Genomic DNA, 21424 nt, shown 5'->3' with positions numbered 1-21424 from the left:
CCCTAAGTTTAAATTAAGTTTGATTGTGTTTTTTAATAAATATTCCATTTTTTACCAAATTAAATTCTCCATTACGAACAACCGGATATCCATTAACAAACACGTACGTAAACCCAATGGCAATTTCTGAAGGATTTTCATAGGATGCAACGTCAGCTACTGTTTTTGGATCAAAAACTACCAGATCGGCATATGCTCCTTCACGGATAATCCCGCGATCCTTCAAACCTAATTTTTTTGCTGGGAATGAAGTCATCTTACGAATGGCATCTTCCAAATGAAGAACTTTCTCATCTCTTGTATAATGGCCTAACACCCTTGCGAAGGTTCCAAAGTAGCGAGGATGAGTTTTCCCTGGGTCAGGAATGCCATCTGAACCAATCATGGTCTCAGGCTGCTGCATGATATATCGAACATCTTCTTCACTCATCATGAATACAACCATCGTGGCAATACCATCTTCTTCAATCAATGTATCCATTAGGGCGGTTAGTGGATCTTGACTACGGTCTTTAGAAATTTCTTCTATACTCTTTCCTTCGATTTCTTTGTTATTTTTAGCTGAAGCGACAAACACTTGATCCCAGCCAGAGCTTTTTACGAAGTTATCCCATCCTGGAATTCCGTGCTCCATATCGTAGCGGATTCTTTCCCTACATTCCCGAACGTGAAGACGCTGTAACATTTGCGATACCCCACCCTCATGACACCAAGGGGGTAAGAGGACGGATAGAAGGGTGCTTCCAGCCGTATAAGGATATAAATCCATATCGACATCAACACCATCTTCTCTTGCTTTCTTGATCTGTGGAATCGTAATACGTTTAGGCTTGCCCCAATTTTGCTTGCCTGCTGCTTTATGGTGAGAGATTTGAACGGAAATATTTGAATTGCGTCCAATAGTGATCGCTTCCTTCACCGATTCTTCCACAAGGTCTGATTCATTGCGCATGTGTGTCGTATAGATTCCGTCATAGTTTCGAACAACCTGACACAGTTCAATCAATTCCTCCGTTGTGCTGTATACACCTGGCGGATAGATCAATCCGCTCGAAAGTCCAAATGCACCTTGTTCCATTGTTTCGGCCAAAAGCTTTTTCATGAATTCCATTTCGTGATCTGCTGCCGGACGCTTTTCAAATCCCATGGCTGCAATACGAAGAGAACCGTGACCGACCAAGGGTATCATATTTGTGACAATGCCTCTGGAAGTAGTCACCTCGGCGAACTCTGCGAGATTCGACCAATTCCATTCTATGTCACCAAAAATGCTGCTGACATATTTCTTTAACAGGGGCGCATTTTCCGCACGAACCGGAAAAGCACTCATTCCACAATTACCTATTACTTCCGTGGTCACTCCCTGCATGATTTTGCCCTTCGATAATTTCGGAAGGAATGATGCATTATCTGAATGCGTGTGGATATCAATAAAACCTGGTGCAACAGCTAGTCCCTGAACATCAATTTCTTCATTGGCAGAAAATCCACTAACATTACCAACTCGCGCGATCCGGTCACCGCTAACGGCTATATCGGCAGCGTACCAGGTATTTCCGGTCCCATCATAAACCCTGCAATTACGTAAAATAATATTCATTTTCCACACCTCATCATGAAAAATTAATTTTTAAGTATTCAGAAATATATTCACCGAAAAATAGTGCCAAATGTCATTGTACTGTTAGTGAAATTAATACTTCCTTTTAAACTATAATAAGCAGTATAAACTTCATTGTTGGTAAAAGTATAAGCGCAAGAAGTAAAAACTTCAAGTTATATTCTGAAAATAATTAATACATTAATTACTTTTATTTATCAGAATAATTTACATACGTAACGTACTTGATTTAGTAGAATAGGCTTCTAATTGACGGCGATCCACTTCATAGCCGATCCCTGGATGATCCGGAACCGTGATTAATCCATTTTGTACGGTTACTTCCGGTTGTATTATGTCGCGATGCCAGTAGCGTGACGAAGCGGCAGTATCACCTGGCATCAAGAAGTTGTCCAATGTAGTAATGGCAATATTATGCGCCCTACCGACGCCGGACTCTAACATACCTCCACACCATATTGGAATATTTTTCATCTTGCAGAAATCGTGGATTTTGATCGATTCACTCAGTCCACCTACGCGCCCAATTTTGATATTAATAATTTTACAACTCCCAAGCTCGATGGCTTTTCTAGCATCATCGAGGGAGTGAATGCTTTCATCCAGACATATTGGTGTTTTGAGTAATGCCTGAAGCTTGGCATGATCGACAATGTCATCCGGAGAAAGCGGCTGTTCGATCATCATTAAATCAAATTCGTCCAGAGCCTTAAGCGTGTCAATATCTTCTAGAGAATAAGCTGAGTTTGCGTCCGCCATTAGAGGCAAACTAGGAAAGTGTCTACGAATCTCTCGGATGACGTCTACATCCCAACCTGGCTTTATTTTTACCTTAATACGGCGATATTCCTGCGAAACAAAATTTTCAATGATCTTAAGTAAATCACTTGTCGTTTGCTGAATTCCGATACTGACGCCAACCTCAACGGTTTTCTTTTGCCCTCCAAGCGCCTTGCTTAGAGGAACCCCGATTTTCTTAGCATAGAGATCCCATATGGCCCCTTCTATGGCCGACTTCGCCATTTTGTTTTTACGAATAAATGCGAACCGTTGACCTAATTCATCAGGATGCTCAATGGGTTTGCTTAAAACGAGAGGAATTAAAAAATCCTCTAGCATATGCCAATTGGTTTTCAACGTTTCTTCGTTATACCAAGGAGAATGGAAGGCGACCGACTCGCCCCACCCAACTACCCCGGCCGAGTCAACGGCTTCAATCAATAGAAAGTCCTTTGTTCGAAATGTGCCAAAACTTGTAGTAAATGGGGCCTTTAATTCCATTTGAACATGGCGCAAGGTTACACGCTCAATTTTCATTTAGATACCTCCGTTTTCTTTTGAGTTGTTGAATGACAATTTCTCTTTTTTAATCAAAACAGAATATTGAATAGGGCAATTTGTGCAGCGGATGGCGTGGCAAACCATCCATCCTCCAGCAAATGCCTCCCTGAATACTCTCCTTGTTTGCAAACGCCATTCAACCGCGAGCTCAAGATCGACTTGCTTGATTTTTTGGAATTCACTTGGTATTGAAACAAAAAGAAAGGGGAGGTTAGATTGCGACATAACGGCCAGATCCTTTATCAGCGCTTGGGGATACCCATCTTTTCTTAGCTGCCAACCCAGTACCATTGCATCCGGTTGGATCGACAGATTAGCAAAAAGTATCCTTTTATGCAGGTAAGGACTGTTAATGTGCCATTCCACGTTAAACCTATCCGATGCAATCCCCCGATTTAAACCATCTGTCATTTCACCGTAGCAATTCTCGATATACTCCGAACAGATGGCCCCTAGTTTAACGATATTTAAATAAGCATTCCTGCTTTCCAGTGGGTCATAGGTCCATTTAATTTTGTCATATCCCAATTTTCTTGCTTCTTCTGCTTGTTTCATTTTTAACAGATAGCCTATTCCTCGGTTTTGATAATCTGAATCAATTCCCATCATATGCGAGCAAAGATAAGGTTCACCCTGTGCAAAACCTGGAAAACTATAAATAAATCCTATCATTTGCTGTCCTTCATATGCCCCAATAACAATGCCGCCATTCTTAGCTGCCGTAAAGGTTTGGTGCAAGGGAATTGGTTTCATCGCCCATACTCTCGTTTCTAGACTGGCCATTGCTTCTAGTTCCTTAATGGTTTCAAGCTTTTTGAACAAAACCTCCATGACAATCCCTCTCTTGGCAGTATTCAAATGTATTCATAATTGCTGTCACCAAAATCTCGATGCCCTCGCGAGCTTCTTCATTAACAACCGCGGCAGCCACACGGACACCTTCTTTAATATGAATTTCTGCACAATAGATCAAACCGAGACCATGTGTGATTCTTTGAACATTTGAGTAACTGATTCATAATCTCATTTGTCTGCGCTCTTACATCAAGGGTAAACTCCGCATAATCTGGAATAATGTTTTCGCTTTTTTCCCCAGCCACAAAGCGGGTCATTTTGATCGAAGAAGGTACAAGCGGATCTGTATGAATTTTACTTAATTCCTGAATTAGTGCCCCACCTACGTCGATTGCATTGATGCCAAGATGAGGCCTTGCGGCGTGGGCAGAAGTTCCGCGAATTTCTCCTCTTATTAACTGTGCTGCACCGTGTAGGATAGCAGGGCTCGCAAATCCTCCTGCCAACTCTTGAATCGGCCTAAGATGAACGCCATATAAGTAATCCACATCATCGAGTATGCCTTTGTCCATCATTTTTAGCGCGCCCGTACCTTTTTCCTCTGCCGGTTGAAAAATAACTTTTAATTTTCCTGCCGGTTGATACGCTAGCTTATTTAGCACCTTTATTACGCCAAGCACGAGGGTCATGTGTGCATCATGGCCGCAGGAATGAATCGCCTGCCATTTTCCGTTTATCTCTTGCCATAAGGCGTCCATATCAGCGCGTAATGCAACCCTTATGCTGCCGTTACCTAATTCCCCCATCACTCCAGGACAATCGGTAAAGGTTTGAATTTGATATCCCTCGCACTCTAATTGTTACTTATAAATTTGGTAGTGGAGTATTCCTCCCAGCTAAGCTCCGGATTTTGATGCAGATAGTCAAATATTTCGTAAATTTCAGCCTGCAATTCCTTAATGATCTGTTTCATTTTACGTTCTCCCCGGAATCGCCGTTTTGTCTATAGAAAGAAATAGTATCGCCTGTCATATCATAAGCCTTCATTCTTTGTTCAACCTGATCGATGTTTGATAAGGAGTAACCGGCTAGCAAACTATTTAACACTGAAATTAATGCTGTGGTTATATCTAGAGTTGAAGTATGCTCGATTTCAAGCGGTACCACAATATCGGCATACTTAGCAACCGGCGCGACTAAGGAATCCGTAATCGCAATTACCTTTGACCCATTTTGTTTTGCGAGTTTGGCGATCTCTAAACTATTCTTCGCATATCGGTGAAAGGATAACACCAAGACAGCCCAACTTGGATCCAGTTCAGTCGACAGTAAAAAAACATTGTCTGTATCCGGTCGATAAATTCGGGTTTTCCCCCTCAGTAAGTTTAGAGCAAAGCCGAACCAAAGGGCCGCGGGATAAGAAGTTTGTAATCCGGCAACCAGAACATTTGATGCTTCATTTAAGCAATGGATGACTTCATCCAATTGTTGTTCATCCAATTTTTCCATCAGAGTCGTGATATTCTCACAATCTTTACCCATGACTTCGGCGTAAAAATGCTGACCATTGGCAAATTTCCGTTTACTCTCTACGAACGTCTCCAAACTACTCTTGGATATCAACAAATGGCGCTGCAACTCTTTTTGTATTTCCGTAAATCCTTCATAACCCAGGGCATAACAAAACCGAATGACGGTTGTTTCGCTAATCCCCGCTTTCTTTCCAATTTCCGCAGCGGATGAGACAGCGGATTCATGAGCATGTCTCAGTAAAAATTCCGCAACTCGTTTTTGTCCTTCAGTCAATGAGTCATAATGTTTTTGAATTCGTTCTTTAAAACCGGGAGATTTAATATTCATAAGACACCTTTCCTATAAACAATAAAATATAAACGCTTTCATTTTCGGAAAAAATTTAGTGATTGATTTATTCAACTATGTCCAAGGGGCGATTTTTACAAATATCATAGGTATGATACCAAGGCTTGAGTTGTTCAAAGACGGCACTCGCCGTTAAGACGTCCACATCTCCATATCGTTTACCTATAATTTGCATACCAACAGGGAGACGCTGATCCACAAGTCCAGCCGGAATTGATGCACATGGATGACCAGTGAAATTTGTTAAGTATGTCAAACAATACCCGATCAGTGGATCCACTTCTTCACCGTTAATATGTGTTGGTCCCATTGTATTGCCATCCGCTGCGTTTTCAGCGGGAAGGCAAGCTACAGTCGGTGTTATTAATAAATCATAGTTTTTAAAGACATTTTGGATCGAATCATAAATCGTCGTTCGCATGATTTGATCTCGATTAATATCCAGTAAGTTCATTTGATAAACTTTATCCATCCATTGAAGGCATTGTGGAGTCAAATCTTGGCGATAATCTTTTAGTAAATCAATTCCCTTTGTTTTATAGCCTTCGAAGAAAGAAATGCATCCCCTCATCGCAATGCGACAGAACAAATCACTTAACTCACGTTGTGGATAGGGGATGACTAGATCCACCTCTTCCACGATTGCCCCCGCCTGTTTAAATATATTTACAGCCTTAGCCACAACGTCTGCTACACGCTTGTCGACAGGATAAACACCAAAGTTCGGACTGTATGCAATACGCCAGCCTTTGATAGAACCGCGTAATGCTGACAAAAAATCCAATTTTTCATTTACGCTATATGGATCGCGATCATCATACCCAACTAAAGCGCTAAGACCTAAGGCAGCGTCCTCTACGGTACGTGTCAGCGTTCCCTCGGTAGAGAAAATGTGAGTTCTAAACCCGTCTGGTCGCGAGAAGTACGGAACACGTCCTCCGGCGGGTTTAAAGCCGAAGATACCACACCAAGCTGCTGGAATCCGTGTGGACCCTCCGCTATCGGAGCCCTCCGCTATCGGAAGAAGTCCATCCGCTACAGCTGCTGCGCCTCCACCTGATGAACCTCCGGGATTTCTGCTTAAATCAAACGGATTTCGCGTAGGCCCGAAAAAATAGTTATCTGTTACCGCGCGAAAACCCAAAATCGGACTATTGGTTTTTCCTACAAAAATAGCGCCTTCCTTTTCTAAACGTTCGCAGTAAGGATTGTCGTAATTAACCACATTATCCTTCAATGCCCTTATACCGCCAAACGTTGAAACCCACCCTCGCTTAGCACCAAACAGATCTTTTAAGGCGGTTGGCACCCCATGAAGCAATCCCACGTCTTCACCAGCCAATATGGCTCGCTCTGCTTCCTTCGCTTTTTCCATCGCATCGTCATAGCCAAAGTAAACAAAGGAATTTAAGCTCTTGTTCCTTTCTTCAATGCGCGTTATGAAAGCCTCAGTGACTTCTACAGGGGATAATTCGCGTGTTTTTATTTTGCTTGCCAATTGACTAGCGGACATATAGGCCACTTCGTTAGGAGAGATCAATTTTGTACCTCCTCAATTTTTGCTAGGGGAAACGAGAAATTACTGTTTGTGCTCCTTCCTTATTGATTTTCTGCTATCACTTCGACTTCAACCAACATGGTAGCTAGTAACTGGCTTCCAATGGTAGTTCGAACAGGGTATGGTTCTTGAAAATACTCTATGTAGACCTGGTTAAACGCAGCAAAGTCTTTTAAATCAGCGAGATGAACCGTTGTCTTTACTACATCCCTAAGTGTCGCTCCTGCATCGGCCAAGATGGCCTGGATATTTTCTAGTGTGGTTTTTGTCTGGTCTTCAATGGTATTCCCTACGATTTGACCCGTAGCCGAGTCAATCGGACCCTGACCCGCCAGGTAGATTCTGTTACCGATCCGCAACCCTTGCGAATAAGGACCCAGGGGCTTCGGTGCTTTATTTGTATGAATTTGTTGTTTCATATTCTTCTCTCCCTTACAGTCTGTAATCAAAAGTCAGATACACGATCTAATGTTGGTGTGTTTATCCGATTATAATGAAACATTGATATTTTCGCGGTGCTTAATCCAGACTTTGAATTCCCTCTTCTCTTTCCGTATCCACTTTTTCCAAGGCACTTTATATCTCGACTCCGTTCCCCAGCCATTTTAAAATGGAAAATGTGAAGTCTTAGCCTGCACACCCTTGCAACGTCAATTACTTTATCTAAGGCTTCTGAAGAATGAGTGCTTTCATTTCTAGTATGAACTACAAAACAACCGTCGTATCTCGCCGCTCCCTTGCAGATTTCAATCCACTTCTGTTTTTTGATAAAACAGAAGTGGTAACACTAATTTAGAAGCCAACGGCACCTTGACTTATGCCATCATTATACCTATTATCTCATTTTCTTAATTTCAAACTCTGTAGTCGTTCTTCCTTCAAACACAATAAAGATATGAACCAAACCATGTGGCACGACATAAGCGACCTTTCATATTATTTGGGAATTGCAAAAAAGATAGGTATTCTTCATTGTTATTCCAGGGCCAATTCCTAATATCACCATTTAATCACTTGTTTTTTGCTCTAGATCAGATACAGTGCAATAGAAATTACACCTTTACATAATAATTCCGTTTTACCAAATCTTAAATTTTACAGTTTGTGAACCGTGCAAAGAAGGTCCTAGTGTACATGCGTATAAATAAATCCTGGCGAAACAGCCATTCCTTGAAGGATGAAATGAGTTTATTTCAACGTTTTTATATTCCTTTTACATTTGCCGAGCAAAACAAGCAGAATCGCTTCAATTTACGAATATTAAACTTCTTAAAAACATCGTTTAAGAAGTATAGACTTCATTGTTAATACAAGTATAAGTGATGGTAACAAAAACATCAATATATTCTAAAAATAATAAATACTTTAAATATAATATAATGTAATTTAATGTCTTGAATGTGTGCCCCTTACTAATTAGAGTTACATCAAAAGCTAATTTCCATAATAAAAACCCTGCTCGTATGAATCGAGTAAGGTCTTTATAGAATTATTTATTTACTACCCTAAAGATCGCTATTGATAACTTATTTAGAATTAGCTTATAGAAGAGGGAGAAGCAGTCATACCAAAAAATATCTTCAACGTCCTCCTATTGTTATATGCAAAATCTGTTGAATGTTAAGCGCGATCCGCCACTAGAATAAATCGTTGATCAAGGAATTCTTCCATCATGGGACTGTCATGGCGGAGCCCAGAGGTCTCGATGACCTTATACGGCATTTGCGATGCTTCTAGAAGCCCAACGTGAAGTTTAATACCTGAACGTTTTCCATGATACGGAGCCCAAGGAAGTCGCCTCTTTTCGTAAAAGTTTGTAGTCGTGTACAAACTCTTTTTCCCGAAAAAGGTGCCTCTTTTTCGTTTTTTATTTACTATTTTTGGTTAATCAACACTCGTGATATATTGTATATAACCAGTCTGAACTTCCCCATCAGTTTGATATCTTACGATTTCTGATTCAAAATCGTGTACTCTATTTAATTGTAGGCATCAGGTAGCTCATTCAAGTATGTATAACCTTTTGACTGGTATCAAAAAAGAACACACTTATTAAATCAACTATTTTGATCAACATAACATCTAGTGGTGATGGTTCGTGACTATTATAATCTTTTATAAATCCTTTTATTTCAACGTAAAAATCACCGTCATCACTCCGGCAAATAAAAATTTCTCTCAGTGGTAAATGTAAGAGGGTTTGTGTCACTGGACATCTGATATATGACGAGTGAATACTTGTCGGGAATTACTCGCCAAGATAGGATTGGATGCATTAAAAACATTAGATTAGGATTATATATAGCCCGAGGACCAACGGCAAACTATACAAAAAAAGGATAACCATGTCCACTGGTTATCCTTTTTCACCTTTATATAGGGGAAGGTGCTGTATCACTCTGGCAATTGTTGCCCTTTGGTTTCTGGATAAAAAAATGCGACCACAAAACCAAGAAGATAAATTAATCCAACTACAGTTGCCGCTATTCCGTATCCCCCAAGCTTCGAAATAATCAGTCCTGAACACAATGGACCAAGAAATGCTACAAACCTAGCAGCATTAAAAACAAAGGCTACAGCTGTTCCTCTTATTCTTGTGGGGAAGCATTCAGGAAGCCAAACTGGCATCCATGTGTATTGACCAAGGGTGAAGATCCCATTAATAAGTGTAAAAATTAGAATGGTGTATAAGTTGTGCGTAAATAAAAATAGTATGGGCGTCAGAACGAGTGATAAAAAAAAGTATAAGATGGTCGTCGTCTTGCGGCCAATTGAATCAGCGAGAAATCCGAGTAAAATGTACCCACCAATGGCCCCCACATTATAAATCATGCCTGCCAAACTAGCCCACTGTGCTGCCGAAAATTGGTGTTGTGCCGCGATTGATGCCACATAACTTGGTACCCAGGTGGAGATTCCCCACCAACCCACTGTTGTTGTAAGAGACATTAACGAACCCAAAATCGTTAATCTTCTTAATTTTCTGTCTGAAAAGAGTTCAGATAGTGTAAATTTGGTATAGTGCTGCTCTTCTTCGTTTAATGTTTCTCCCCTCTTGCTTTTAGCTGAGGCCTCTTTTCGAATTTTATTTGCATTATCCCACAGCTTGGACTCATCCACACTCTTCCGTACCCAAAGAGTAGCCAAAGCTGGAAGTACGCCAATTAAAAACATAATTCTCCATGCATTCGGGCCCATACCACTCATAAAATACCAAACAGCAGATGCTATAAAAAAACCAATCCCCAGACCACTCTGCATGAGGCCAGCGCCTTTTGCTCGTGCATTATCCGGCCAAACTTCTGCCATGATAGCTGTTCCAGTACCCCATTCAGAGCCAATACATAACCCTACTATAAAGCGGAAAATTACTAACGATGCCAAAGACCAGGAAAATGCACTTAGCCCCGTAGTGATCGAATAAGCTAGGATGGAGATCATCATAGCTTTTCTTCTTCCTATGTAATCAGCCAAAATTCCACCGAGTATCCCACCAATGCCCCACCCTAACAAAGTTATGGCAATAATCAGGCCCGCATAAAATGGAATTTCAGCCAAATGAGCCGTTGTTAATAACTGTTTCACTGCTAACCCTACAGTCAAAATCAATGCATACGTCTCATACCCATCAAACATCCATCCTAAATTTGCGGCAATGAGTGTGTACCATTGTTTACGGCCTAAAGCCTGATACCAAGGAACGCTTACGGTCTCTTTCGTTACAACTTCAGACACTGGAGACACCTCAGACATAAATATCCCTCCCATTAATTTAAAGATAATAGATCTTCATGTTATGTCCACCACTTCTACAAGGGGTATTGCTGGCAAGGATATGAGACACAACTAAACTTAAATTATTCCTTTTACTAATTTATGGTAGTCTTCCTGAGTATCAATATCAATCAAAATCCCAGGATCATTTGCCACAACTTTCTGGTAATTAAACGATTGTTTGATTATACGTTTCCCACCTTCGTCTCCTTCTAGCATTTCAAACAATGGAAATAAATTGTTTGAAAAAAAAACGGGATGTCCTTTTCTCCCTGAAAAACATGGTTGTATTGCAATCTTCTTTTCTTGTTGTAAAAGCTGTTCTTTCGCTTTATTAAATACCAGTGCTATTGTTTCCGGAAGAATCAATGGCTGATCTGCTAGAAAAACCATCATTCCATCAACATCTGAAAGACTTTTCACTGCTTTTTTTAAAGCAGCACTCTGTCCCTCCATAAACTTTTCATTAATTACCCAGTTAAACCGCGAATCTTCTATTCGAATCTGGCCCAAGATTTCCTCATGGTGATTTCCAATCACAGCATGAATGCTTTCAAACGGAAAAGGAAGGAGTTTGCGTATTACACATTCCAAAATAGAAGATCCGTTGTAAGGTAATAGTTGTTTAACTGTACCCATTCGTTTTGACATGCCTGAGGCAAGAACCACTGCTGATATTCGGATGTTCCCCATAATTAACTCACCACTATAACATACAGACGAAACTATCTGTAGCCCTTCTCTTTTGGTGTTGGTTGTCATTGCTTATTTGAGTAATCGTATGAGAGTCTTCACGTGACTCATCATGTATATTTCCTTCCTTTTCGCGAAGAAATATGGGATTTCTACCGTTTTTTATAGCCAACAGCTCAGACACAATACTATGTGCCACTTCCTCTGCTGTTTCTGCACCCAGGTCAAGACCTATTGGGGCAAAAATACGATTTTGAATGGAGTTCAAGGTTACCTCATCAATCTGAATCATTTCTTTTATAATTTTTTGAGCTCTTCGTTTTGGACCGAGAAAGCCAAAGTATTTTAGAGGATACTGAGAACAATATTGAAAAGCCTGCGCATCTATATCGATACGATGCGACATGAATAAAGCATAGTCGTTTGTAAACAAATTTATTTTCGTATCGTATTCTTCTGGATGGGCATGTATAAAATTTTCAGCACGCGGAAACCGATCATTGTTCAGAAAAACTGAACGTTGATCGACCACCGTAACATCAAAACCTGCCCTAGAAGCAAGCTCAACAACAGGAACAACATCATGACCAGCTCCGAATATAAGCAATCGTGGTGCAGATTCAATACTTTCAACAAAGAGATGATGATCGCCCAACTGACTTATCAGGTCAGTTCCTGAGTTAATTTCCTGGTAGACTCGCTGTATAGAGATTTGATTATGTTCTTCATCAAACTTAAAATCGAGAGGCCTCGAGAATAGGTGTTCAATAGTTAATCCGGTTCGATTGGCAATGCATTGGCCGAGCTTATCCAGCAATTCCTCACCTAGTTCCACAGTTAAAGATTCAACAAGAACATAGACACTACCATTACAGCCAAGTCCAAGCCCCCATACATGGTCATCAGCCATATCGTAAAGACGAAGCTTGGGAATTCCTGTTTCTATCACTTCTAATGCTGTTTCCTTTATATCCGCATCAAAACAGCCTCCACCAATCATTCCAAATGATTCCCCATCTTCAGACACAACCATCCTTGCACCAGGCCTGCGATAAGCTGAACCTTTAACAGCTACAACGGTAGCCATAGCCACCTTTTTCCCCTCTATTCCCATTTTTTCCACAGCGCTGCATATCATTTTAAGTTCTTTCACGAAAATTCACTCCCAGAACTACTCGAGTATTTTCTCTTTTTTCATACCAGGTACTAATCCTTTATCCTGCATCGTCGCAGCAAACCATTTCGGAAGTACTTGACCCCCCGCAATTTCTTTGGTACGGAGCAACTCGCGCTCCTCAATCTTTTGCAAATTTTCAATCACAGAATGGATATGACACCTGTTAACAACGACAACACCATCATCGTCACCAACAATAACATCACCGGGTCGAACGACTACTCCTCCGCACGTAATTTCACCATTTACGAATCCGGGACCGTTTTTCTCTACACTGACCGGGGAGGTTCCCCGGCAAAAAATTGGAAAGTCTAGCAAACGATTAGCATGACCATCACGAATTAGCCCATCGACCACAAGTCCGCCTAACTGTAACGTCATGGCCGATTTTGTCATCAACTCTCCCCATATTGCCTTGGAATCGTTTCCATTTGTATTTACAACTAAAATATCACCGAGCTGTGCCAAATCTAATGCTTTATAAAGCATTAGATTATCCCCCATTGGAAGTTCAACTGTAATGGCTGAACCTATAATTTTTTTTCCTGCTGCAATTGGCTTTATCCCTGGATCCATAGATCCGGTTCGATGTTGAGCATCTGTGATATTAGCTGCATCCGTATGTGCTAATTTCGTGATTAAATCTCCATCAACTCGTTCAATTTTTTCAATGAAACCGAATCCCAACTGACCTACCATTGTACCGCTCCTTTAGAAAAGTTCTTTCCATTTAGATTTGATTTGTTCTTGTAATTCTTTGCTCGCTTCTGCTACTTCCGGAAACTCATTTAAATAATCGAACGGACGACAGGCATCAATAATTGCCCTTGAACTAAACGCCGTTTTAGATTGATACGTAACGAACATCGGATCATTTTTCGACCCCACTGATCTTTTGATAATATCAATGTCGAGGTCAGGATCTGTTCTTGTTGCAACAGCCCACATTACTTCCTGTAGGTTCGCCGGATCAATATCTTCATCAACCACAATAGAATAGCGCCCTAAATATGCACCTACTCCACACTGGCTTAATATATGACCTGCCTGTTTCGCATGACCTGCATATCGCTGTTTAATGGATACGACGGTAAACATCCGCGCTCCGCCAATTTCGTGAGCCCACACACCTTTGACATCAGGAACTCCACCGGCGATTAGTGCCTCAAACAGCAAGGCGGATCTCATTACTGCTTTAGAGTAAGAATAATCATTCGGTGGCTTGGCAGGGGGACTCCCTACGATGATCGGTTGATTCCGGTAGTAAACGCGATCAATTTTTACAACAGGAGCCGTAGTTAGCTTGCCTGGATAGTATCCATGAAACTCTCCGAACGGACCTTCTATCTTTTCTGCACCCGGGTAAACCCAACCTTCAAGAACAATCTCCGCTGAAGCGGGAATTGGTAATCCGGTAAGTTCTCCTTTGACCACTTGTACCGGTTTATTTAAGATCGCACCGATGTAATTGTATTCGCACATTCCAAATGGAACCTCAATACCTGAAATTAAGTAATGAAGTGGATCTGCACCAATACATATAGCCACTGGGAAAGGTTCGTTTGCTTGCATGAATTTTTGATATTGGATATGGCCATGTTTGCCTGGAACCATATCAAGGCCAACATGTTTATCATCATGAATCATCACACGATACGTTCCTACGTTTACCCAATCGGAATCATAATCTTTGGTGACAACCGAACATCCTGTCCCGATATAGCGACCGCCATCTTTTTCATGCCATAGAGGAGAAGGAAATGAGAGCACATTAACCGACTCATCTCGTTGAATGTTTTCAAATATCGGTCCCTTTTCTGTGTAAACAGGATCAAACTTAGGGGCTTCAGCAACCCATTGCTTTGGCTTGCCGCGCAGTTGCTGAACCAAACCATCATGCGTCTTCTCAATATCCAGCCGGAGAATGGACGAAAGTCTCGCAGGACTGCTAGTACTGCAAGTTAAGACGCGAAATCCATCAGGATAGCCCGGAATTTGATCGAATAATAAAGCAGGGTTATTTTCCCTTTTTACATTAAGCTCACTGATCGCTCCCAACTCTAACTTCCAGTCGGCTCCATACACATCCTTTAATTCTCCAAATTCCCGTACTTGATCTAACCAAACACGCAAATCTAGTGGATTTGCTTCAGCAGAATCTTTCAAAACGAATCCTCCTGTTCCGGCGATTAACCTGTCACTTCTGTTTTAATCGTATAGCCATCTACATCATCTGTTTTTATCGAACCATAGGATTTCTCTACCTTTGTGAGAATTAAAAGATAAGAACCTACGCCAAAAATTAAAGCGATTAATCCTGTGATAATTAAAGGTATTTCAAAACTTTTCGTCACATTGTATAGAATGCCTGTTACCAATGGGGCTACAGCAGCACCTAGATTCCCACCAAAATTCTGCAGGGAACTAAGGGAAGAGACAATTTCCCTAGGCGCTAAATCCATAGGCAAAGCATTAACACTACCTGTAACCAGGCCCATTGCAGCCATAGTCAATGAAAGGAAGATGATCGCAGGCACTATGGCTTGTGCATAAGCGGCAATAATAATAAAAATCGTACTAAGCGCCATTCCACCGCCAATGATCGTTTTTCGCACCAAAGTTTTATTTTGGGTTTTCATAATCCATTTATCGGCCACCCAACCACCCAGAAGAGTGGTAACGATAGCAATAATGAATGGCAAGGATCCCAAAGAACCGCTGTTGCCAATGCTAATATGATGCTGCAGAACAAGATACCCTGGCAGCCACGTAACAAATACATAAAAAACATATAAATATCCAAATTGGCCCAGGATTAAAGCCCATGTATTTCTGTAAGCAAATAATTTTGACCATTTGACTTTACCTGATGGATTTGCAGATGGTGTCTCGGATACTTCAATTCCTTTATTCTTGCGGTAAATCGCAAACCATAAACCTACCCAAACTAACCCAATAACACCCGTAATATAAAATACCATCTGCCAACCGTAAGCAACCAAGAGAAATGAGGCCAACGGAATACCAACTGTAGGGCCAATTTTATTTCCAGAATAATAGAGACTTATAGCCTTACTCCTATCTTTATCCTGGATATTTTCTACAATTAGTTTAGGTGCCGACGGCAGAAGAGTGGATTCACCGAGACCCAGCAGGGCTCGGGAACCCGCAAGCACTGAAAACTTGGTAGTGAAACCGGAAATAAATGTAGCGATAGACCAAAGAACAACCCCTAAAGGAAGTACTTTTCTCGGATGAAATTTGTCAACAATAGGCCCGGCAAACAATAAAAAGAATATAATGGACCAACCAAAAATGGATTGAATCAGTCCAGCCTCCGCAGCTGTCATCGTTTTATTTTTTATCCAATAGGAAATGGTAACCGATATATTCACTCGATCAACAGCCGATAGAATCAAGCCCAGAAGCAGAAGCAGTACAATACTCCACTGGTAAGGTGTCCAATTACTCCTTAGTTTTGCACCATCCGAGTCTTTCACAGAATAACCTCCATTTTTATTTCGTTGCACTACCTTTTTACTTTTTAAACATTTAAAAGTTTTGCTTGTTTATCCCCTTCTAATAACCTGCCTGCTTCGTGTATTGCTTCCATTATTTGCTTATAACTAGCACAACGGCAAATGTTACCAACCATATATTCCTTGATTTCATCGTCTGTAGGATGAGGATTTTCCTCAAGCAGCTTCTTCGCCATTAGAATCATACCGGAGGTGCAATAGCCGCACTGGAATCCGGTTTTTTGGTAGAAGGCTTCTTGGACTGGGTGAAGTTCTCCGGTCGTAGACTCTAAACCTTCGACAGTTAAAACTTCTTCACCATCCACAAATGGTGCCAAATATAAGCAACTGCTTACCGGGTTACCAGAGACCTGCACCGTACAAACCCCGCAAAGACCTAAAGCACAGGTTTCCCTTGCTCCATACATCTGAAATTGATCTCTCAAAACTTCCAACAGCGTGTCGCTAGGTGATACCAGTGCAGTCACCTTTTTCCCGTTCAGTGTGAAATTCACTTGTTTTTTCATCTATAGATCACCCTTTAATTGTTTGTTTCTCACTGCTACTTGCCGAATTTTCGGCTTCTTTGATAGCTCGGAGAACACGTTCAGGAGTTAGTGGAATGTCTTTAACCCGTGCACCTGTTGCATGATAAAGTGCGCTCGCAATGGCTGGCATAACACCAAACGTTGCAGTTTCACCTACACCCTTTGCACCAAACGGACCTTCCGGATGAGGAACCTCTACGATAATCGTTTCGTTATGCTGAGGTAGATCCTTAAAGGTTGGGACTTTATAATCCGCCATATTAGCGTTAATCATTTGGCCATAGTCAAATTGGCATTCCTCAAACAGTGCTTGCCCTAACTGCATAATCGCCGCGCCATATAGCTGCTGATGGACAAGGAATGGATTGATCGCTTTTCCTACATCTCCGGCGGAGATTAGTTGCAATACATCAATTTTTCCTGTTTCGGTATCCACTTCAATCTCAACTGCCGTTCCACCAGGGAACCAAAAGATGGCAACATCGTCTGACTGCCCTGTTTCCGGATCCGGGCTTTTATAATGGCTTTCAAACACATAGCGACCAATAACAGCTCCAGCTGGCATATGGAATATTCCTTTGATGGCATCCTTGAGCGTCATATTTAATTCAGGCTGATCAGCCATGATCACTTTTTCATCCTTTAGAATTAACTGGTCTGGCTGAACACTAAAATGATTTGCAGCAAAGTCAAGAATTTGTTTTTTTACTTCCTCTGCAGCCTTATAGATTGCATTTCCCATATAAAAAGTAGAGCGGCTGGCGGCGGTAATGGTATCGTAAGGGGTAAAATCGGTATCCGGATGTGTCACATGAACCTTTTCTCTTGGAAGTCCGAGGACCTCAGCAGCAATTTGGCCCATCATTGTATCCGATCCTTGCCCCATATCCACTGTACTGCAGTAAACCGATGCACTTCCATCGGCAAACAAGTTTACGATAGCCCCCGAAATGGATGGTGTTAATACGGCTTTAAGCCCGATCGCAACTCCTTTTGCTCGGATTTTACTACCATTTTTTTTAATGAGTCCTTGCTCCCTTTTTGCAAAATACTCTTCCCAACCAATGCTTGTGTTTAATTGTTCAATAATTTTATCCAATCCAACTGAGGTCATCTTTTGCCCTGTGGCATGTGTACTGCCTTCCACTAATACTTGCTTGCGCCGGAAATCTAAAGGATCCCATCCCATTTTTTCTGCAATGATATCCATTTGGGACTCATAGGCCCAAACAAGCTGCGGAATGCCAAAGCCTCGGAATGCACCCGCCGGAGCTTTGTTCGTATACACCTGATAAGAATCAATATCTACATTTGGAATGTCATAAGGGCCTGCTGCTGTAAAGCCAGATTTCTGAGTTACCCGGGGGCCAATATCCGCATAAGCGCCGCCATCCCAATATACTGCACAGTGACGCGCCACGATTCTACCATCATTGGTAACCCCTGTTTTCATTTTGAAAACGGTTCCATGTTTTGTTAATGTTATAAAAACTTCTTCCATCGTTAACGCTAATTTAACTGGCTTTCTAACAATTAAAGCACAAACAGCCACGAGGGCCTCAATCTTCACATAGAGCTTTGTTCCGAATCCACCACCAAGATAAGGAACTCTTACTCGCAAACGACTCTCTGGTATGTTCAGAACATGCGCAACCTCACTTCTAACAAAGGAAGGACTTTGGTTTGCCGTCCATAAATTCATTCTGCCGTCTGGTTCGACATAAGCTAATGCTACATGCTGCTCCATTGGCAAATGAACGGCTGGCGGAGTAGTAAAGGTGTCTTCAAAGATATGATCCGCCTCTTCAAATCCCTTTTGTGTGTCTCCATGGCGAAGTTTAAAGTGAATGCTCACATTACTATTTTCTTTAGGCAGCAAATTCTTTAAATCGGCAAAGCTCCCAGCGGGACGAATAACTTCATGAATAATAGGAGCGCCTTCTTTGGCTGCTTCCAGAACATCAAATACCGGTTCAAGTTCTTCATACTCAACATCAATATAATTTAAAGCATCTGCAGCAATTTTTGGATCCTGAGCAATAACAGCGGCAACAGGATCACCAACATATCTAACCTTATCAATAGCGAGCACAGGTTGGTCGCGGAAGGCGGGCCCAAAATAAGGATTAATATTCATTGATTTTAAATCTTCCCCGGTGACTACCTTCACTACTCCTTCAATCTGTTCAGCAGCGCTTACATCGATTCGCTTAACCAATCCATGGGGAATTGTACTGCGTAATACTTTGATATGGAGCATTCCCGGCATCTCCATATTCATCACATACTCAGTCCGCCCTGTTACCTTAGCCTTTGATTCCACCCTTTTAGGGGATTTTCCTAAAACAGACACACTGCGCCCTCCCTTAAGCTCTCAAGATTAATTCTTTAAGCACTCGGCGAATATGGACCTTAGCCATTTCCTTTTTATACCAAACAGATCCTCTAAGATCCTCCAACGGTTCTATGAGCTCACATGCACTTTGTCCAGCTTCATCAAGTAGGGCCTCTGTCGCTTCTTGTCCTATTAACATATCTTCGATTTCTACCAAACGATTTGGCACATCTGTTACAGCGCTTATAACAAGGCGTATATCCGCGATTTTATCGTCATCCCTCTTTACAAATGCTGCAACGCCTAATGTGGGCCAGTCATCATTTGATAAAGTCGTGTACTTATAATAAGTACCAATCAATCTGTGATCTGGTTTTGGGATGAAAACTTCTGTTAATATTTCGTCTGACCTAAGCGAGGTTACATAGTACCCCTGAAAGAAATCTTTCAGTTCAATCCAGCGTTCACCTGCTGTACTTTCCGCCTTAACCTTTGCCTCTAAAGCTAAAAGAATAGGGGGTAAATCTAGATGAGCATCCCCATGTGACAAGTTACCTCCGATACTTGCTACATAACGAATTCTGGGATTTGCTACGTGCTGAAGTGCCTGTGTAATCACAGGCGCAAATACCTTCACCATGGGTGAGACTTCAATTTCCCGCAAGGTTGTCATAGAACCAATATGTAGATTTCCTTGTTCATCGGTTTTGATGTAGCTTAAGTTGTTCTTCACACGCTTTAAGCACACCAGTCGTTCAGGTGCATAAATTCCCTGCTTCATGATCAGAGAGAGGGCTGTACCCCCACTGACTATTCTTGTTCCTTCATCACCTGAACCTATTGCCTCTTTTACTTCATCAAGTGTTTCCGGCTCAACCCATTCAAAATCCAATGGCATGGATTGCAACTCCTTCCGTTTGTATTAAATTAAGAAAGTCTACTAAGCGGTCTCTGCATTTTCACTTTTTTCTAGCTGCTTACGGATATTTTGGGCAAATTCCCCTCCCATTTCGGTAGCCTTCGAACGAAAAGCAGATTGTCCTAACGAACCTAGCTTCCCAGAGAGACTCATATCCATGTGATACTGCACCTGGGTTACTCCGTCGGTGACTGTAGTTAAATTCATCTTGGCTTTCATCTTAAGCTGTCCTACTAGTGACATTGGCTTTCCATCTACTTCTGAAGATAACTCCTCTGGAGCATTCATGTCAGTAATCCTAACATTCAAGTTAAATTTGAGTTTCATAAAAGCAATCTTTACAGCAGCAACTGCTTGATAAATACCGTTGCCGATGTCTTTAACCTCTTCACACCCGGGCAAGCACCGAGCTAATGATTCCGTATCCATTAAAAAGTTCCAAACCTCTTCCCGACATGCTTTCACTTCGAATTCACTTTCAATAACCACTATGAATTCCTCCTAATCGTTAATTTGTACATCCATTAACGCCACAGCTCTTGTCGGCCCTGCTGTACCCCCGCGAACTTTCAACGGCAATCCAATGTAAAAGAAGCTTTTTCCTGCTACAGGTTGAAGATCCCCTAAGTTCTCTGTGTTCAATATCCCTCGTTCTCGGCAAACGGTATGGGCTGGTTTCCACTCTTCTCCTTTATGTGGACTTACATCAATACTCACCGCGTCGATTCCGATATTAATTACTCCGTTATCTGCCAGCCATTCAGCAGCTTCTCGATCGAGACCGGGATTCTTTTGATTATAGACAGGCGTAGGAAAGTGTCGCTGATAAGTTCCTGTATAAAGAAGTGCCGTCCCCCCTTTAGGAATGGTAAGGTCTGCCTCTTCACAGGCTTTTTCCAAGTCTTTTCGGGTAATAAACTCTGAATCAGCAACATGGCTCACATCAATACACACCGCAGGACCTAAAAATCTGCTTAAAGGTAGGTGCTCGATTGATTTTGCGTCAGGGCTCGGGTCCATGTGTGTAAAGGAATCCGTATGAGTTCCGGCATGTTCAGACATCAGAATGGTGTTTACGGCAAATGTCCATTTCCCATCATCTTTTGCCATTAACTTTGTCATAGGAAATATAACGGTCGGTTGGTGACCCGGGTATACGGGCTGCCCCTTAAAAATTTCTTGAGAAAGATCAATAATATTTATAATATTCACTCCTTAAATAATAATCAGAAAATATAAGCTAAAAAAAGTTTATTTAAGAAAC

General features: G+C 41.5%; 19 protein-coding genes. All 19 read right to left on the bottom strand.

Annotation, left to right across the window (positions count from 1 at the left end; genetic code table 11):
- Nucleotides 1–13: 13 nt before the first annotated feature.
- Entirely contained in the window at nucleotides 14–1600 is a 1587-nt protein-coding gene (locus tag PP175_RS12885) for an N-acyl-D-amino-acid deacylase family protein (RefSeq protein ID WP_272438761.1), read from the bottom strand.
- Nucleotides 1601–1828: 228 nt separating this feature from the next.
- Nucleotides 1829–2938, bottom strand: a complete 1110-nt coding sequence (menC, locus tag PP175_RS12880) for an o-succinylbenzoate synthase (RefSeq protein WP_272438760.1) — start codon at nucleotides 2936–2938, stop codon at nucleotides 1829–1831.
- Nucleotides 2939–3793 (bottom strand): GNAT family N-acetyltransferase, encoded by an 855-nt coding sequence (locus PP175_RS12875; protein WP_272438759.1) that lies wholly within the window; start codon nucleotides 3791–3793, stop codon nucleotides 2939–2941. It abuts the gene before it with no gap.
- Nucleotides 3794–3906: 113 nt separating this feature from the next.
- Complete coding sequence (locus PP175_RS12870) at nucleotides 3907–4563, bottom strand: amidohydrolase (protein ID WP_442870369.1); 657 nt, start codon at nucleotides 4561–4563, stop codon at nucleotides 3907–3909.
- Between the two features lie 163 nt (nucleotides 4564–4726).
- Entirely contained in the window at nucleotides 4727–5617 is an 891-nt protein-coding gene (locus PP175_RS12865) for a MurR/RpiR family transcriptional regulator (RefSeq protein ID WP_272438758.1), read from the bottom strand.
- Between the two features lie 67 nt (nucleotides 5618–5684).
- Nucleotides 5685–7178, bottom strand: a complete 1494-nt coding sequence (locus tag PP175_RS12860) for an amidase (RefSeq protein ID WP_272438757.1) — start codon at nucleotides 7176–7178, stop codon at nucleotides 5685–5687.
- Nucleotides 7179–7237: 59 nt separating this feature from the next.
- Nucleotides 7238–7615, bottom strand: a complete 378-nt coding sequence (locus tag PP175_RS12855; RefSeq protein WP_272438756.1) for a RidA family protein — start codon at nucleotides 7613–7615, stop codon at nucleotides 7238–7240.
- A 1201-nt stretch (nucleotides 7616–8816) separates the two neighbouring features.
- Nucleotides 8817–9026, bottom strand: a complete 210-nt coding sequence (locus PP175_RS12850; RefSeq protein ID WP_272438755.1) for a hypothetical protein — start codon at nucleotides 9024–9026, stop codon at nucleotides 8817–8819.
- Between the two features lie 564 nt (nucleotides 9027–9590).
- Nucleotides 9591–10949 carry an MFS transporter gene (locus PP175_RS12845; RefSeq protein WP_272438754.1) on the bottom strand — a complete coding sequence of 453 codons (1359 nt, stop codon included), beginning with the start codon at nucleotides 10947–10949 and terminating at the stop codon, nucleotides 9591–9593.
- 99 nt (nucleotides 10950–11048) lie between these two features.
- Nucleotides 11049–11663, bottom strand: a complete 615-nt coding sequence (locus PP175_RS12840) for a nucleotidyltransferase family protein (protein ID WP_272438753.1) — start codon at nucleotides 11661–11663, stop codon at nucleotides 11049–11051.
- Between the two features lie 13 nt (nucleotides 11664–11676).
- Nucleotides 11677–12816 carry an XdhC family protein gene (locus tag PP175_RS12835; RefSeq protein WP_272438752.1) on the bottom strand — a complete coding sequence of 380 codons (1140 nt, stop codon included), beginning with the start codon at nucleotides 12814–12816 and terminating at the stop codon, nucleotides 11677–11679.
- Nucleotides 12817–12834: 18 nt separating this feature from the next.
- Entirely contained in the window at nucleotides 12835–13539 is a 705-nt protein-coding gene (locus tag PP175_RS12830) for an RraA family protein (protein WP_272438751.1), read from the bottom strand.
- A 12-nt stretch (nucleotides 13540–13551) separates the two neighbouring features.
- Nucleotides 13552–15006: a UbiD family decarboxylase gene (locus PP175_RS12825; RefSeq protein WP_272438750.1), complete on the bottom strand. Its 1455-nt coding sequence runs from the start codon at nucleotides 15004–15006 to the stop codon at nucleotides 13552–13554.
- Between the two features lie 23 nt (nucleotides 15007–15029).
- The gene (locus PP175_RS12820) at nucleotides 15030–16340 is read right to left on the bottom strand and encodes an MFS transporter (RefSeq protein WP_272438749.1); all 1311 of its coding nucleotides are present in this window, start codon (nucleotides 16338–16340) and stop codon (nucleotides 15030–15032) included.
- A 44-nt stretch (nucleotides 16341–16384) separates the two neighbouring features.
- Entirely contained in the window at nucleotides 16385–16885 is a 501-nt protein-coding gene (locus tag PP175_RS12815) for a (2Fe-2S)-binding protein (protein WP_272438748.1), read from the bottom strand.
- A 7-nt stretch (nucleotides 16886–16892) separates the two neighbouring features.
- Nucleotides 16893–19259 carry a xanthine dehydrogenase family protein molybdopterin-binding subunit gene (locus tag PP175_RS12810; protein WP_272438747.1) on the bottom strand — a complete coding sequence of 789 codons (2367 nt, stop codon included), beginning with the start codon at nucleotides 19257–19259 and terminating at the stop codon, nucleotides 16893–16895.
- A 13-nt stretch (nucleotides 19260–19272) separates the two neighbouring features.
- Entirely contained in the window at nucleotides 19273–20139 is an 867-nt protein-coding gene (locus tag PP175_RS12805) for an FAD binding domain-containing protein (RefSeq protein WP_272438746.1), read from the bottom strand.
- 42 nt (nucleotides 20140–20181) lie between these two features.
- Nucleotides 20182–20649, bottom strand: a complete 468-nt coding sequence (locus PP175_RS12800) for an SRPBCC family protein (protein WP_272438745.1) — start codon at nucleotides 20647–20649, stop codon at nucleotides 20182–20184.
- A 12-nt stretch (nucleotides 20650–20661) separates the two neighbouring features.
- A complete protein-coding gene (locus PP175_RS12795) occupies nucleotides 20662–21372 on the bottom strand; it encodes a cyclase family protein (protein WP_272438744.1) in 711 nt (236 codons plus the stop codon).
- Nucleotides 21373–21424: the final 52 nt, after the last annotated feature.

The organism is Aneurinibacillus sp. Ricciae_BoGa-3 (assembly GCF_028421645.1).
Taxonomy (GTDB): Bacteria; Bacillota; Bacilli; order Aneurinibacillales; family Aneurinibacillaceae; genus Aneurinibacillus_B.
The sequence above is the reverse complement of the archived record's forward strand: the minus strand, read 5'-3'. Positions and strand labels throughout refer to the sequence as shown.

Coding starts and splice junctions, on each gene's coding strand:
- PP175_RS12870 (WP_442870369.1), bottom strand. CDS start 4,563: ATGGGGGAATTAGGTAACGGCAGCATAAGGGTTGCATTACGCGCTGAT.
- PP175_RS12865 (WP_272438758.1), bottom strand. CDS start 5,617: ATGAATATTAAATCTCCCGGTTTTAAAGAACGAATTCAAAAACATTAT.
- PP175_RS12815 (WP_272438748.1), bottom strand. CDS start 16,885: ATGAAAAAACAAGTGAATTTCACACTGAACGGGAAAAAGGTGACTGCA.
- PP175_RS12805 (WP_272438746.1), bottom strand. CDS start 20,139: ATGCCATTGGATTTTGAATGGGTTGAGCCGGAAACACTTGATGAAGTA.
- PP175_RS12855 (WP_272438756.1), bottom strand. CDS start 7,615: ATGAAACAACAAATTCATACAAATAAAGCACCGAAGCCCCTGGGTCCT.
- PP175_RS12830 (WP_272438751.1), bottom strand. CDS start 13,539: ATGGTAGGTCAGTTGGGATTCGGTTTCATTGAAAAAATTGAACGAGTT.
- PP175_RS12875 (WP_272438759.1), bottom strand. CDS start 3,793: ATGGAGGTTTTGTTCAAAAAGCTTGAAACCATTAAGGAACTAGAAGCA.
- menC (WP_272438760.1), bottom strand. CDS start 2,938: ATGAAAATTGAGCGTGTAACCTTGCGCCATGTTCAAATGGAATTAAAG.
- PP175_RS12845 (WP_272438754.1), bottom strand. CDS start 10,949: ATGTCTGAGGTGTCTCCAGTGTCTGAAGTTGTAACGAAAGAGACCGTA.
- PP175_RS12840 (WP_272438753.1), bottom strand. CDS start 11,663: ATGGGGAACATCCGAATATCAGCAGTGGTTCTTGCCTCAGGCATGTCA.
- PP175_RS12885 (WP_272438761.1), bottom strand. CDS start 1,600: ATGAATATTATTTTACGTAATTGCAGGGTTTATGATGGGACCGGAAAT.